The 14063-nt window shown below is 63.3% G+C and carries 14 protein-coding genes; 11 read left to right on the top strand and 3 right to left on the bottom strand.

The features are described 5' to 3' along the window. The first annotated feature begins 10 nt into the window (after window positions 1-10). The 4 genes from JF545_RS02555 (at window position 11) to JF545_RS02540 (ending at window position 3161) form a co-directional block, all read left to right on the top strand. Entirely contained in the window at window positions 11-1072 is a 1062-nt protein-coding gene (locus tag JF545_RS02555; RefSeq protein ID WP_206938385.1) for a TRAP transporter substrate-binding protein, read from the top strand. Between the two features lie 9 nt (window positions 1073-1081). Further along, the gene (locus JF545_RS02550; protein WP_224852048.1) at window positions 1082-1573 is read left to right on the top strand and encodes a TRAP transporter small permease; all 492 of its coding nucleotides are present in this window, start codon (window positions 1082-1084) and stop codon (window positions 1571-1573) included. After that, a complete protein-coding gene (locus tag JF545_RS02545; protein WP_206939228.1) occupies window positions 1570-2817 on the top strand; it encodes a TRAP transporter large permease subunit in 1248 nt (415 codons plus the stop codon). Before JF545_RS02550 ends, JF545_RS02545 begins: the two co-directional genes overlap by 4 nt. Window positions 2818-2885: 68 nt before the next feature. Beyond that, window positions 2886-3161: a hypothetical protein gene (locus tag JF545_RS02540; protein ID WP_224852013.1), complete on the top strand. Its 276-nt coding sequence runs from the start codon at window positions 2886-2888 to the stop codon at window positions 3159-3161. 8 nt (window positions 3162-3169) lie between these two features. On the opposite strand, the gene JF545_RS02535 is transcribed toward JF545_RS02540, so the two are convergent. Continuing rightward, window positions 3170-4210, bottom strand: a complete 1041-nt coding sequence (locus tag JF545_RS02535) for a LacI family DNA-binding transcriptional regulator (protein ID WP_206938383.1) — start codon at window positions 4208-4210, stop codon at window positions 3170-3172. 264 nt (window positions 4211-4474) lie between these two features. Between JF545_RS02535 and JF545_RS02530 the strand changes: the two genes are divergently transcribed. From JF545_RS02530 to JF545_RS02515, 4 genes are all read left to right on the top strand, one after another. Beyond that, window positions 4475-5449 carry a TRAP transporter substrate-binding protein gene (locus JF545_RS02530; RefSeq protein ID WP_206938381.1) on the top strand — a complete coding sequence of 325 codons (975 nt, stop codon included), beginning with the start codon at window positions 4475-4477 and terminating at the stop codon, window positions 5447-5449. Window positions 5450-5562: 113 nt separating this feature from the next. After that, window positions 5563-6069, top strand: a complete 507-nt coding sequence (locus tag JF545_RS02525; RefSeq protein WP_206938379.1) for a TRAP transporter small permease — start codon at window positions 5563-5565, stop codon at window positions 6067-6069. A gap of 5 nt (window positions 6070-6074) precedes the next feature. Then, the gene (locus JF545_RS02520) at window positions 6075-7367 is read left to right on the top strand and encodes a TRAP transporter large permease (RefSeq protein ID WP_206938377.1); all 1293 of its coding nucleotides are present in this window, start codon (window positions 6075-6077) and stop codon (window positions 7365-7367) included. Window positions 7368-7514: 147 nt separating this feature from the next. Then, the gene (locus tag JF545_RS02515) at window positions 7515-8465 is read left to right on the top strand and encodes an NAD-dependent epimerase/dehydratase family protein (RefSeq protein ID WP_206938375.1); all 951 of its coding nucleotides are present in this window, start codon (window positions 7515-7517) and stop codon (window positions 8463-8465) included. Window positions 8466-8582: 117 nt separating this feature from the next. Here JF545_RS02515 and JF545_RS02510 read toward each other — a convergent pair whose 3' ends face one another. Continuing rightward, window positions 8583-9188, bottom strand: coding sequence for a DUF938 domain-containing protein (locus tag JF545_RS02510; RefSeq protein WP_206938373.1), 606 nt, complete (start codon window positions 9186-9188; stop codon window positions 8583-8585). A gap of 120 nt (window positions 9189-9308) precedes the next feature. Between JF545_RS02510 and hutC the strand changes: the two genes are divergently transcribed. Beyond that, window positions 9309-10016 (top strand): histidine utilization repressor, encoded by a 708-nt coding sequence (gene hutC / locus JF545_RS02505; RefSeq protein ID WP_206938371.1) that lies wholly within the window; start codon window positions 9309-9311, stop codon window positions 10014-10016. Window positions 10017-10127: 111 nt separating this feature from the next. Here hutC and JF545_RS02500 read toward each other — a convergent pair whose 3' ends face one another. Further along, window positions 10128-11450 (bottom strand): YjiH family protein, encoded by a 1323-nt coding sequence (locus tag JF545_RS02500; RefSeq protein WP_206938369.1) that lies wholly within the window; start codon window positions 11448-11450, stop codon window positions 10128-10130. A gap of 406 nt (window positions 11451-11856) precedes the next feature. Here JF545_RS02500 and hutI point away from each other — a divergent pair, with 406 nt between their 5' ends. Both hutI and hutG read left to right on the top strand, forming a co-directional pair. After that, complete coding sequence (gene hutI / locus JF545_RS02495; protein ID WP_206938367.1) at window positions 11857-13080, top strand: imidazolonepropionase; 1224 nt, start codon at window positions 11857-11859, stop codon at window positions 13078-13080. After that, complete coding sequence (gene hutG / locus JF545_RS02490) at window positions 13073-14047, top strand: formimidoylglutamase (RefSeq protein ID WP_206938363.1); 975 nt, start codon at window positions 13073-13075, stop codon at window positions 14045-14047. The genes hutI and hutG overlap by 8 nt, the downstream gene beginning before the upstream one ends. The last annotated feature ends 16 nt before the right edge of the window (window positions 14048-14063 follow it).

Raw genomic sequence — 14063 nt, 5'->3', positions numbered from 1 at the left:
AGGAAGTGTCATGACACGCCATCTCGCGTCACGCCGGTCCTCGCCCTTCGCCCTCGCTACGCTCACCGCTGCCATCGCTGCGGGTTCTGTGCTCGCCGCCCCTGTCGCCCTGGCGGACGACTTCGCCGACATGGACCCGATCACTCTGCGCCTGGCCCACGTGGTCAACGAGCAGGATGGCTTTCACCTGGCCGCCACCAAGTTCGAGGAACTGGTAGAAGCCGGTACCGATGGCAAGGTCGATGTAGAGATTTTTGCCAACGCCACCCTGGGTGATGAGCGCACGCTGCTGGAAGGCATGCAGATCGGCACCGTCGACATGGGCGTGATCACCAATGGTCCGGTCGCCAACTTTGTCGAGCCCATGGCCGTGTTTGAACTGCCGTTCCTGTTCGCGTCACCGGAAGAGGCCTACTCGGTGCTGGACGGACCGATCGGCAAGGAGCTGCTCGACAAGCTGGCGGACGTCAATCTCAAGGGCCTGGCCTACGCTGAGCGTGGTTTCCGCAACCTGACCAACTCCGAGCGTCCGGTGAAGACCCCGGAAGACATCGAAGGCCTGCGCATCCGTGTGATGGAAAACCCGGTCTACGTCGACACCTTCCGCGAGCTGGGTGCCAACGCCGTGCCCATGGCCTGGACCGAAGCCCTGACGGCCATGCAGCAAGGCACCATCGACGGCCAGGAAAACCCGATCAACGTGGTCCACTCGTTCAAGCTCAACGAGACCCAGGACTACATGACGCTGTCACGCCACACCTATGCACCCGCCATCTTCGTGATGGGCATGCCCAGCTGGCAGAAGCTGCCCGAGGCCGCCCAGGAAGTGGTCGCATCGGCCGCGCAGCAGGCAGCAGAATACGAGCGCGAACAGAACGCGGCCATGGCGGAACAGCAGTTGGCCGAGCTGCGCGAGGCAGGCATGACCATCGAGGAATCGCCGGATATCGCCGCCTTCCAGCAGGCGGTAACGCCAGTATACGAGACCTACGGCGACCAGTTCGGTGACTACCTGCCGCGCATCCAGGAAGCGCTGGGGCAGTCTGCACAGGCGCAACAGGAGTCAAACTAAGTGCTGTCCCTGCTCGAACGTCTTGAGCAGGGACTCGACGCCGTCACGCGCCCCGTGGTGTTTATCGCCATGGCGGCGCTGATTGGCGTCATTTCCCTGCAGATCGTCTCACGGGTGGCCTTCACCGCCGTCGGCTGGACCGAAGAGGTCGCCCGCTTCCTGCTGGTCTGGATCACCTTCCTGGCCGCCACCCTGGCCTATCGCTCCGGCCGCCACATCGCCGTCACTTTCGTTGTGGATGCCCTGCCCGGCGTCAGCGGCAAGGCGGCTCGCCTGTGCGCGCACCTGTGCGTCCTGGTGTTCCTGGTGGCGCTGGCCATCATCGGCTGGAACTACATGCAACTTCAGAGCTTTCAGAAGTCAGCCTCACTGCGCCTGTCGATGACCTGGGTGTATGCGGTGATGCCGCTGACGGCGGTGCTGATGGCGTGGACCACCCTCGTCGCCATACTCAACGAGATCGCCGGACGGACGACCGCCCACCATGGGGGTGATGCCTGATGCTGCTGTTGCTCATTGCCTTCTTCATGCTGATGCTGCTGGGCGTGCCCATCGCCTTCACCATCGGTGCCAGCACCCTGGCCACGCTGGTCATGCAGGGCACGCCGCTGGCCGTCGTGCCGCAACAGATGTTCCAGGGCATCAATACCTTTGCGCTGGTGGCGGTGCCGATGTTCATCCTGACCGGTGACCTGATGGCACAGGGCGCGGTCAGTCGCAAGCTGGTGGACTTCGCCGACAGCCTATTCGGCTTCCTCAAGGGCGGATTGTCCCTGGTCTCGGTACTCGCCGGCATGTTCTTCGCCGCCATCTCTGGCTCAGGTGCTGCCACCACCGCAGCGGTGGGCTCCAGCCTGGTGCCCGAGCTCAAGCGCAAGGGCTACGATCCGGCCTCCGCGGCCAGTCTGATCGCGGCCAGCGGCACCATCGGGGTGGTCATCCCGCCATCGGTGCCGATGATCATCTATGCGGTGATCGCCCAGGAGTCGGTGTCCGATCTGTTTCTGGCGGGCTTCCTGCCAGGACTGGCGATGGGACTCGGGCTCGGCGGGATTGCTCTGGCCCAGGCCCATCGACGTCAGTATCCCCACGGTAGTCCGCTGTCACTGGCGACCATTGCACGCACCTTGCGCGCCGCCAGCTGGGGACTGATGACACCGGTCATCATCCTGGGTGGCATCTTCTCGGGCATCTTCACCCCCAGCGAGGCGGCGGTCGTCGCGGTGGTCTATGCGCTGCTGGTGTCGCTGTTCGTCTATCGCGACCTCAGTCTCAAGGACGTCTACCGCGTGATGATCCAGTCGGCCATCACCACCTCGGTGATCATGCTGGTCATCGCCACTTCCGCGGTGCTCAGCTGGACGCTGTCGAGTGCGCAGATTCCGGCCCAGATCGCGTCATCGGTGCTGTCGCTGTCGACCAATCCCTACATCGTGCTGCTGCTGGTCGTGGCGGTCATCCTGCTGACGGGGGTGTTTATCGAGACCGCCAGCGCCTTGATCATCCTGACACCGGTACTGCTGCCGTTGGTCACACAACTCGGCATCGACCCGGTGCACTTCGGCCTGATCATCGTGGTGGGGCTGGCCATTGGCATGATCACGCCCCCGGTGGCGATCAATCTGTATGTCGCATCGTCAGTGACGCAGCTACCGCTTGAGCGCATCACTCGGGCGATTCTGCCCTATCTGCTGGGGTTGATCGGCGTGCTGCTGCTGGTGGTCTATGTACCGCTGCTGATCTAGCCCTCAGCAGGTATACTGATGCATCACGAGCCGTCCCAAGGCCTCGCCGCCTCTGACAGGGAGTCAACATGCCCGATTTCACACCGCTTCACCTGGCCCGGTCAGGCCGCAGCACTGACCGCACGCCTGCAGCGCAAGGACGTAGCGCGCGCCTGGTGTTGTCCTGCTCGTTGCTGGCCTGCGTGCTGCTGGCCAGTCTCAGCGGGTGCACCACCTACTCCTACGATGACGGCCGCAAGGAAACCGTCTGGGGGGTGCCGCCGGTGGATGAGCACAAGTCCGAGCAGGAGCGCCAGCGTGAAGGGGTGATCTACCGGGAGCCCGGGGTGGTACCGGATAACTGAGCAGCGTCTTAGGTACTGCCCCCTTCCACCAGGGTGAAGCCCAGGTCCCGCACAGGCTCCGCTGGTGTCATTCCCTCCAGTCGCTGCAGCAATAGCTCGGCTGCCTGTCGTCCCATGTCACTGCGCGCCACCGCCAGTGTCGTAAGTGGGGGCGACAGGTGCTCGGCCAACGGCAGTCCCAGATACCCCCCTACCGCCAGCTCGTCCGGAATACGGATGCCCTGCTTGCTCGCGGCCAGCAGGATGCCGCTCGCCAGGATGTCGTTGGAACAGGCCACCGCGTCCGGCCGGGGCGTCATCGCCAGCAGATCTGCCAGTGCCCTCGCCCCCACCGCGTAGGAAGCAGGCTCGGCGTATTCAAGTACCGGCCCTTGTGGAAGCCCTGCCTCAGCCAGCGCCTGCTGGTGTCCCTCGAGCCTCTGGGCTGCACGATAGTCATGCCCCAGATGGGACCCGGCAAAGACGATCCGGCGATAGCCCTTGTCCAGCAGGTGGCGCGCCATGGCACGCCCCAGCGCCAGTCCATCGACGCCCACGTTCATGTCGATGGGATCTTCCCCGACCTCCATGATTTCGACCACCGGACGCCCCCATTCCTTGAGGCGGGTGATCACCCGAGGGTGATGGCGCAATCCGGTCAGGATGACACCCGAGGGTGAATAGCCCAGCACGGTGTCGACCAGCCCTGCCTCGCGATCCAGATCCCAGTCGGTGGTGGCCAGCAGCATCTGATAGCCGGCGGCCTCGAGCCGTTTCTGGATGGCGTCGATGACTTCGATAAAGGTCAGGATGGCCAGCGATGGCACGATCACCGGAATCACCCGGGTACCCGCGGCGGCCAGCCCCCCCGCAATAAGGTTCGGTACATAGCCAAGCGCCTCTACCGCCGCATCCACCCGCGCCTTTACCGCTTCTGAGACCCGCCCCGGCGTGTTCAGCGCTCGCGATACGGTGATGGGCGCCACGCCAGCCTGGCGCGCCACATCCGCCAGGGTGACGCGGCCCTGACCACGGTGACGCTTGCGTGAACGACCTTCCTGTCTGTCCATGGGGTTCCTCGATCTCGCTTGTCGTGCCCGCGACCGTCCGCTGCGCGGGAAAGCGGTCTCGGGCTGTAAAACACATAAGGACATCATCCCCGTCCTGCTGCGCAGTGTAACCCAAGACCAAAGTATGGGTAGCGCTACCATCAAAATGGTAGCGCTACCCAAAGACCATCGACTACCTTGGTGGATGACGCCAGGGCATACCCTCGTTTGCCCGACTTTCCCGCTGAGCCGTCACGCCGCTCACGTCCCGAGGAGATAATCACAATGAACCCACGCCGCCTCACCCCACTTGCGCTTGTCACCGCCATTTCTCTGGCTTCCGCCGGCACCGCCGCAGCCGAGGATCTGGCTATCGCCATCCATACCGATCCTTCCCATGCGATGTTCAAGATCGGTGAACGCTTGAAGGACACCATCGAGTCCAATACCGATGGTGAGCTGACCGTCACCTTGCTGGGTACCGAGGTGGGCGGTGAACGGGACCACCTCGAGGGAGCCAGCTACGGCGAGTACGCCATTGCCCTGGGCGGTTCCATGCCCATGACGCTGTATGCCCCCGAGTTCGCTGCCGCCGACCTGCCCTTCGTCTATGACTCCAGCGACCAGGCGCGCAAGATCTATGAGGGAGAGATGGGCGAGGCGCTCAACCAGAGTCTGATCGCCAAGGGCAACATGCGCCTGGTCGGCCTGTCTGCCCGCAACCCTCGCAACCTGACCGCCAAGACAGCGGTCGAGACTCCGGAGGATGTCAGCGGCGTGCGCATGCGCGTGCCGGAGATTGCTCCATGGGTCGCGGTGTGGGGTGAGATCGGTGCCCTGCCCAGCCCCATCGCCTGGCCAGAGGTGTACACCTCACTGCAGACCGGCGTCATCGAGATGCAGGAGAACCCGGTCGACAACATCTACGCCGGTAAGCTCTACGAGGTGCAGGACTACGTCAGTCGCACCGAGCACGTTTATTCCTTCTTCCACTGGCTGATGAACGAAGACCTGTATCAGGAGATGTCCGACGAGCATCGCCAGGTGGTACTGGATGCGGTAGCCGATGCCACCGCCTGGGGCGACCAGCTGGTGGCCGATGGCCAGGCCGAGCTGTATCAGAAGCTTGAGGAAGAAGGCATGCAGATCGTGGAGCCGGATGTGGCCGCGTTCCGCCAGGCGGCACGTCCAGCGGTCGAGCAGATCGCCCAGGAATACGACCCCGCCGTGCGTGACTACGTGCTCTCGCTGATCCAGTAATCGGGGCAGCGGCCGTCTCGCCCCGGCACCTGAAGGCTGCCAAGGCCTGGGGCGGGACGGCTGATGCACCGCCTGCTGCCGCTGTCATTCGTCAGCGGCCCACGGAGATATCCATGACGACCAATTCGACCCTGGCCAAGGCGCTGGGAGCCTTCTGGTGGCTGTTGACCGCTGTCGTGGTCGGCGCCTTCGGCCTGATGCTGCTGGTCATGGGCATTCAGGTCATCTCCCGCTACGCCCTCGGCGTGGCCGTGCCCTGGACCGACGAAGTCTCGCGTTACCTGTTCCTGGCCGAAATCTTCCTGGGCTCGGTACTGGCCCTGCGCTATCAGGAGCACATTCGCATCACCATCGTCACGGACCTGCTCTCAGCCAGGGCGAAACGCGTGGCGGCGATGCTTGCCGACATCGTCAGCATCCTGGTGCTGGGCATGATCATGGGCGGCGCCTTCAACATGATGGAGCGTACCGCCGGCGTGTTCGCCAGTACCTTCGACATGAGTTTTTCCTACCTCTACCTGATGCAACTGATCGCCGCCGGACTGATGGTGCTGCTGCTGGTAGAGGACTTTATCGAGCGTCTGACGACACCTGACCCTCGCGACGGCGACAAGGAGTAAGCACCATGGAAATTTTCGCCATCATGTTCATCGGCTTGATCGTGCTGCTGATGCTCGGCGTGCCGGTGGCCTTCGCGATGATTGCCTCCTCGGCTGCGGTGCTCGCCTACACCCGTGGCTTTACCGAGATTCCGCTGGAAATGATCGCCCAGCGCACCCTGTACGGGGTCAACAGTTTCACCCTGCTGGCCATTCCGGCGTTTCTGCTGATCGGCAGACTGATGAACTCGGCCGGCATCTCGGACCGGGTGTTTGACGTCGCACGCTGTGCCGTCGGCCATCTGAAAGGCGGCCTGGGCCACGTCAACGTGCTCGCCAGCATGCTGTTCGCTGGCATGTCGGGCTCAGCGGTGGCCGATGCCGGTGGCCTGGGCGCCGTCGAGATCAAGGCCATGGAAGACGATGGCTTTCCTACCGACTTCAGCGCCGCGGTCACCGCCAGTTCCGCGACCATCGGGCCGATCATTCCGCCCAGCATTCCTGCGGTCATCTATGGGGCGCTGGCCAATGCCTCCATTGCTGCGATCTTCCTTGGCTCGATTCTGCCGGGGCTGTTCATGGGAGCGGGCCTGATGGTCATGGTCGCGGTGATCTCTCATCGCCGCGGCTACCCGACCCGCGCCCGCGCTACCCTGGCGGAGTTCATGCGCGCGCTGTCCCGTGGACTGCTGCCGATGCTGACGCCGGTGATCATCCTGGTGGGCATCCTGTCGGGCCTGTTTACCCCGACCGAGGCGTCGGTGGTGGCGCTGCTGTACTGCCTGATCATCTCGTTCTGCGTCTACCGCTCGATCAGCCTGCGCGAGTTTTTCCAGATCCTTCGCGATACGGCCATCGATACCTCGGTGCTGCTGCTGATCATCGCCGGCAGTGCCTTGTACAGCTGGATCCTGGCGCGCTATCAGGTCACCGCGCTGGTGGCGGACTTCCTGCTGGCCACGGTCAGTGACCCGGTGGTGCTGTTACTGCTGCTGAGCCTGTTCATTCTGCTTATCGGCCTGTTCATCGACTCGGTACCGGCGCTGTTCCTGCTGACGCCGCTGCTGGTGCCGGTGGTGGTCCAGTACGGCATCGATCCGGTGCACTTTGGTGTAGTGATGATCTTCAACCTGATGATCGGACTGATCACGCCACCGGTGGGCACGGTGCTGTTCGCCATCCAGAAGATCACCGACCTGCCCTTTACCGCCCTGGTGCGCGCCACCTTGCCGTTCTACATCCCGCTGGTGGCGGTGCTCATCATCATCACGCTGTTCCCATCCATCGTGATGTTCCTGCCCAACCTGATGCTGCAATGAGTCAACCGCGGGCCTGGCCTGTGACCTGACCGGTCACGGGTCGCCGCCCTGGCCTCAGTTCTGGTTTCAGTTCTGGCTTCAGTTCTGGCCTCAGCCTTCAACCTCATTCATCACCCCCAGTCCGCACCTTTGCGAAGGAGTTCTGTCATGGCTGTTTTGATCACCGGTGGCCTCGGTCACGTCGGTTCCTGGGTCGCCACCCTGCTCGCCCGTCGCGGCACCAAGGTCATCATCTGCGACATGGCCGCCCCCCACGTTGACCGTATGGGCCTCGACTATCTGGATGACGTTCGCGACAACATTCACTTCGAGGCGGTGGATGTGCTGGATACGCACACACTGTTCGAGACCTTCCTGCGCTACAAGGATGAGCTGGAAGGCGTCATCCACGGCGTTTCCGTCATCGCCGGCCCGTTCTTCCAGACTCGTCCGTTCAAGCATCTATCGATCAATGCCATGGGCACCCTCAACGTCTACGAGACCTGTCGGCTACTGGGCATCAACAAGGTCGTCAACATGAGCTCCGGCGCTGTCTACGGAGACGCTGCAGGCCCCCAGGTCGAGACCATGCCCTACAAGGCCACGGACCTGTACGGCGCCACCAAGATCTCCGGCGAACTCTACGGTGACCAGTACAGCGAAACCTTCGGCATGGACATTCGCCAGGCCAGGCTGTTCTTTGTCTATGGGCCCGGCAAGCGTCCCTCGCACATGCATGCGGTCTACCAGGCCATGTTTGGCCCGCTGGAGGGGCTCAGCAACGTTACCCCTGCCAATGGACGCGACCAGACCACCGACTGGACCCATGTGGAAGATACCGCCAGCGGCATCCTGGCGCTGTTCGACGCCCCCAGCGTGCCGCACCGCCACTACAATATTTCCTGTGGTGTGCCGGTGGCTCACCAGCAGATTGTCGATACGGTGACAGAGATGCTGGGGCACGACAGCGGCATGCGCCTGGGGCCTGGCCCGTTCGTGGTGCGTGGAAGCCCGCTGGATATCACCCGCGCCCGGCAGGACCTTGGCTTCGAGCCCCGCTTCACCGACATCCGCGAAGGCCTCGAGGACTACCACCGATGGCTCAACAACGCGGGTTGAAACGCCGCTTGCGCTGCGCGGACTGACCCGCATTGTGAGCGATTCATGACATCTGAACGTGACGAGGCCACCGCGTAGGTGGCCTCGTCTGTCACTGTCCTCGGCTGACGCGGGCGCTTATCCCCGCCGGAAGACCAGCGCCAGGTTGTTGGCCGGCAACGAGTGGAGCCCCTCACGGCTCAGCCCTGCACTCGCGGCCAGCTCAGTCACCGCTTCAAGGTCGCGAATCCCCCACTCGGGATTGCGCCGCTTGAGGTCCTCATCGAAGGCAACGTTGCTCGGCGCCGTGTGCTCGCCATGAAGCCGATAGGGGCCATACAGCAACAGCACGCCACCCGTGGCCAGATGAAGAGCCGCCTTCTCCATCAGCGCAGCCGTCACCACCCACGGCGAAATATGGATCAGGTTGATCGCCACCATGGCGTCAAATTGCTGCTCTGGCCATTCACTCAAGACGTCACGGCGCTGCGCCGCCAGCAGGTTGTCACAACCATCGGTCAGCGATTCACGCCAGGCCTCGATGGACGCCAGCGCCGGCTCGGAAATATCGGTAGGCTGCCAGACCCAGCCAGGCCGGCGCTGGGTCATGTACAGGGCATGCTCGCCAGTGCCGCTGGCCAGTTCAAGTACCCGCGCCTGTGGGCCAAGGTAGTCCTTGAGCACCTCGAAGATGGGTTCACGATTGCGCAGGGCAGCCGGGCTGGAGAGCCGAGCATCGGTCATGCAGAGATACCTCAGAGAAAATCGATGACAGGTACGCAGGATGTACGAAGGCCGGTGCCAACGAGGCCCTGCCTCGGTACACTAACGCCATGTACTCTTGTTCACCACCAAGGACGGCACATGGCGCGTAACCAGCCCCGCTACCTCGAGATTCAACAGCACATTCTCGCCAAGATCCAGCGGGGCGAATGGCCAACGGATCATCGCATCCCCGGCGAAGAGCAGCTGGCATTGGATTTCAATGTCAGCCGCATGACCGCCAACAAGGCCATTCGCGAGCTGGTCCAGCGCGGTTACCTGACGCGCCAGCCCGGTGCCGGCACCTTTGTCACCGAGCGCAAGGCCGAGTCCTCGCTGATGGAAGTCCACAACATTGCCGAGGAGGTTCAGGGCCGCGGCCATCGCTACCATGCTCGGGTAGAGGCGGCGGAGGCCATCGACGCCAGCGAAGATGTGGCGCTTCAGCTGGGCATGCGCCATGGCAGCAAGGTGTTTCACACTCGCATTGTCCACCATGAAAATGACGTGCCGATCCAATTGGAGGAGCGCTTCGTCAATCCACGCCATGTCCCCGACTATCTGGCCACCGACTTTACTCGACTGACGCCTCACCAGGTGCTGATACAGGCCTGGCCGATCACCGATATCGAGCACGTGGTAGAAGCGGTGTTGGCGACGCCCGATCAGGCGGCCGCCCTGTCCATTACCACCCAGGAGCCCTGCCTGCGCCTGCGCCGTCGCACCTGGTCCAACGAGCTGCTGATCAGCTACGCCGTGCTGATCCATCCAGGGGACCGCTACACGCTGCGCTCTGCCTGGAAGGACTAGGGCACCACTGCATACAGGCCTCTAGGGCTGTTGGCCGCTCCCCCAAATGACGAAGGCCGGATGCATGGCATCCGGCCTTCGTCGTTTTCGAGCTACACCATGGATTGGCGTCTACTGAAGCAACATGCCCATGGGGATGGCCAGCACCAGCGTCAGAGCCACGCGAATGGCCCATACGACCACCAGTTGCCACAGGGTGATGGGAATGCGCGTCGCCACCACGCAGGGAATCGACGCAGAGAAGAACAAAATGGACGAGATCGAGACCACGCCGGCGGCAAAGCGCGCGACGAAATCGATCCCGGCGTCGCCACCCAGCAGCAGCGCCGGCAGGAACATTTCAGCAAGTCCTGCGGCGCTGGCCTGGGCCAGTTCCTGGGCATGCTCGATGCCGAACAGGGCAACGATCGGATAGAACAACCAGCCCAGCCACTCGAAGACGGGGGTGTACTTGGCGACCAGCAGGCCAAGCAGTCCCACCGACATGATCGACGGCAGGATGCTGATCGCCATCACCAGCCCTTCTGCCAGGTTCTTGCGCACGCTGGCGCTTAGCCGCGGCGCCTGCTCAGCCACCTTGATCCCGGTGCGCCAGGCAAGGCCCAGGCGGTCGCCCTTCTGGGCCTCCGGTTCGCCATCGGAGGCGTGATTGTCCATGCGCGACAGCGGCCAGAGCCGTGCGGTCACCGCCGATACGATGAAGGTGATGACCAGTGTCAGCCAGAAAAAGGCGTTCCACACCTCCATCAGTCCCAGGGTCTTGGCCACGATGATCATGAAGGGTGCCGATACAGTGGAAAAGCCGGTCGCAATGATCGCTGCCTCCCGGGCGGAATACTGCCCGCTGGCATAGGCACGACTGGTAATCAGCAGTCCAATGGAGTAGCTGCCGACAAAGGACGCCACCGCATCAATGGCGCTGCGTCCAGGCGTCCGCCACAGCGGTCGCATGACCGGCTGGACCAGGATGCCGATCAACTCCAGCAGGCCATAGCTGAGCAGCAGCGCCAGAAAGATTGCGCCGATGGGTACGATCAACCCGACCGGAATGACCAGCTTGTCATACAGGAACGGCAGCATGTCCGGCTGATGCAGCAATGCGGGGCCAGCGGAGGTCATGGTCAGCACCGCCGCCACTACGCCCAGGAGCTTGAGCACGGTGAACACGATATCGGTCGCGCTGCGCCGCCACTCGCCCTTGATCAACGGATAGGCGGCGCCAGCCACGATCAGCGCCAGCGCATAGTACCTCGCCCCATCACCGAGACCCGCGCGAGCCGCCGTCACCAGATGATCCAGCGGTATGGTTGAGCGCCCTGCCCAGGTCACCGGAATGAAGAAGATGAAGATGCCGATGGCACTGGGTACCAGCAGCTTGAACAGCAACAGCCCGGGCGATTGCCGGCTGGCTGAAGAGTGTGGAGTCGTCGCCATGGAGGAAGCCTCGCAGGAGTGTCGTCGACGTCGCGATGCGTCACGTAGTTTGTATATACAGCTATGACGCTATAGTGGCAAAACACCACCGGAGACCGCCTTTAGACTATAGTCCAATAAGATCCATAAGACGCCCATGATTCACGTCCTCTCCTAGCGTTCTTGCGCCGCTTCTGCCCTACCGATAATTCGCCACGCAGCAACCGTTGTTCGGCTCTAGACCATGGTCTAAGCCAACCCGGAAGGGGCACCCATCAGATCTTCCAGAGCCTGCCTTTCTCTTACGGTTTCCGTGACTTAGCGCTCTACTCCTAGCCAAAGGACAGGACCTGACAAGCGAACGCCTGGCTTGACGAAAGGCTCCGGACGGCTTATTTGTATATACATTACGACACGGGAGCTCCTCATGGCTACTACATCCCAACCCCAACACCCTTCACGCCTGTGGCGCGACCTCAGCCTGTTTGATGGCCTGACCACCCAGCCAGGCCGCTACTGGGTCAAGGTCGAGGACGGACGCATCGCTGCCATGGGCGCCATGGATAGCCTGGATCAGGCACAACAGGCTGACTGCATCGACATGGGCAGTGGCGGTGTGATGACGCCAGGCCTGATCGACTGCCACACCCATCTGGTCTACGGTGGCCAGCGTAGCGACGAGTTCGAGCTGCGCCTTGAAGGCGCTTCCTATGAGGACATCTCGCGACATGGCGGCGGTATCCTTGGCACCGTACAGGCCACCCGAGACGCCGATGAAGCGGCACTGTTCACGACAGCCGCAACGCGCCTTGGCGCCATGATCGACGACGGTGTGACCAGCGTGGAGATCAAGTCCGGCTACGGACTGTCGACCGACGACGAGCTGAAAATGCTGCGGGTCGCTCGCCGCCTTGGCCGCGAACTGCCGGTACGGGTGAGCACCACGCTGCTGGCGGCCCACGCCCTGCCGCCGGAATATCACGGCAATGCCGACGGCTACATCGACCTGGTATGCAACGAGATTCTGCCCGCGGCCCACGCCGAAGGCCTGGTCGATGCAGTGGATGTCTTCTGCGAGCGTATCGCCTTCTCGCGGGAGCAGTGTCTGCGCGTGTTCGAGGCGGCTCGGGCACTCGGCCTGCCGGTCAAGGCTCATGCGGAACAGCTATCGCTGTCGGGCGGCGCATCCCTGGTCGCCGAACACCACGGCCTGTCTGCCGACCACATTGAATACCTGGACGACGCCGGCATCGCCGCCATGGCCGAGGCCGGCACGGTGGGCGTCCTGCTGCCGGGGGCGTTCTACACGCTACGTGAGACCCAGCATCCGCCCATCGATGCCATGCGCCGCGCGGGCGTTGCCATGGCGGTGGCGTCGGATGCCAATCCTGGCACCTCCCCCATCATGCTGCCGACCTTGATGCTCAACATGGCCTGCACGTTGCTGCGACTGACACCCCAGGAAGCCCTGGCCGGCATGACCGCCCACGCCGCCACGGCGATCGGCACGGTGGGTCTTGGGCGTATCACCGTGGGGGCCATCGCCGACCTGTGCGTGTGGGACGTACAACGACCCGCGGAACTGGCCTACGCCGTTCAGCCAGGAAGACTCAGGCATCGCGTGCTGGAAGGAGTGCTGACCCATGGATGAGCAAGCTGCCGTGATCAAGCCAGCCCATGCCACGCCGGACATGAGCCTGTGGCAAGGGCGTATCGACCCGGAGCCGGATAGCGAGCGCTGGCACCAGCGGATAACCGCCTATCACACGGATGCCGCTGCGGGCACCGTACTGACCGGCTTTGCCAGCGACGCCGGGGTGGCGCGCAACAAGGGCCGTATCGGCGCAGCAGCAGGCCCGACCGCCATCCGCCAGGCGCTGGGCCCCATGGCCTGGCACCATGACACTCCCGTCTACGATGCCGGCGACGTGGCCTGCCACGGCGACGGGCTGGAGCTTGCCCAGCAGCGCATGGGAGAGCAACTGACCGAGCTGCTTGAACGAGGCCATCTGCCGGTCGTGCTGGGCGGTGGTCATGAGGTGGCCTACGCCAGCTGGCGTGGGCTGTCGGATCATCTGGCACGGCAGCAGCGTCGGTCCTGCGTGGCGATCATCAATCTCGACGCCCACTTTGACCTGCGCGATCCCAGCGAGCTGACGTCCTCGGGCACCCCGTTCGCCCAGATCGCCGCCGATTGCGCCAGCCGTCGATGGCCATTTCGCTACGCCTGCCTTGGCGTCAGCCAGGCTGCCAACACCCGCGCCCTGTTCGATACGGCGTCTCGCCTGAAGACGCTGGTGGTGGAAGATCGCGAATTTCGCGATAGCCGCATTGCCTTCATCAAGCGCGATGTCCAGCGCCTGGTCGCCGACTGCGATCACGTCTACCTGAGCATCGACATGGATGTGTTCCCGGCCAGCGATGCTCCCGGGGTCAGTGCTCCCGCCTCACGCGGGGTCATCCTGACCCACCTGGAACCGATCCTCGAATTCCTGCGCCGCTCACGCAAGCTCCGCCTGATCGATATCGCGGAGGTCAACCCGGCGTATGACATTGACCAGCGCACCGCACGCCTTGCCGCACGACTGGTCCACCAGCTGACCCGGTCGGACCACTGACCGAGCCATCGTTTCC

Origin of the sequence: Halomonas litopenaei, from assembly GCF_017303055.1 — a bacterium.
GTDB classification, from domain to species: domain Bacteria; phylum Pseudomonadota; class Gammaproteobacteria; order Pseudomonadales; family Halomonadaceae; genus Halomonas; species Halomonas litopenaei_A.
The sequence above is the reverse complement of the archived record's forward strand: the minus strand, read 5'-3'. Positions and strand labels throughout refer to the sequence as shown.

Coding starts and splice junctions, on each gene's coding strand:
- hutI (WP_206938367.1), top strand. CDS start 11,857: ATGGCTACTACATCCCAACCCCAACACCCTTCACGCCTGTGGCGCGAC.
- JF545_RS02535 (WP_206938383.1), bottom strand. CDS start 4,210: ATGGACAGACAGGAAGGTCGTTCACGCAAGCGTCACCGTGGTCAGGGC.
- JF545_RS02510 (WP_206938373.1), bottom strand. CDS start 9,188: ATGACCGATGCTCGGCTCTCCAGCCCGGCTGCCCTGCGCAATCGTGAA.
- JF545_RS02520 (WP_206938377.1), top strand. CDS start 6,075: ATGGAAATTTTCGCCATCATGTTCATCGGCTTGATCGTGCTGCTGATG.
- JF545_RS02515 (WP_206938375.1), top strand. CDS start 7,515: ATGGCTGTTTTGATCACCGGTGGCCTCGGTCACGTCGGTTCCTGGGTC.
- hutC (WP_206938371.1), top strand. CDS start 9,309: ATGGCGCGTAACCAGCCCCGCTACCTCGAGATTCAACAGCACATTCTC.
- JF545_RS02500 (WP_206938369.1), bottom strand. CDS start 11,450: ATGGCGACGACTCCACACTCTTCAGCCAGCCGGCAATCGCCCGGGCTG.
- JF545_RS02525 (WP_206938379.1), top strand. CDS start 5,563: ATGACGACCAATTCGACCCTGGCCAAGGCGCTGGGAGCCTTCTGGTGG.
- JF545_RS02530 (WP_206938381.1), top strand. CDS start 4,475: ATGAACCCACGCCGCCTCACCCCACTTGCGCTTGTCACCGCCATTTCT.
- hutG (WP_206938363.1), top strand. CDS start 13,073: ATGGATGAGCAAGCTGCCGTGATCAAGCCAGCCCATGCCACGCCGGAC.
- JF545_RS02540 (WP_224852013.1), top strand. CDS start 2,886: ATGCCCGATTTCACACCGCTTCACCTGGCCCGGTCAGGCCGCAGCACT.
- JF545_RS02555 (WP_206938385.1), top strand. CDS start 11: ATGACACGCCATCTCGCGTCACGCCGGTCCTCGCCCTTCGCCCTCGCT.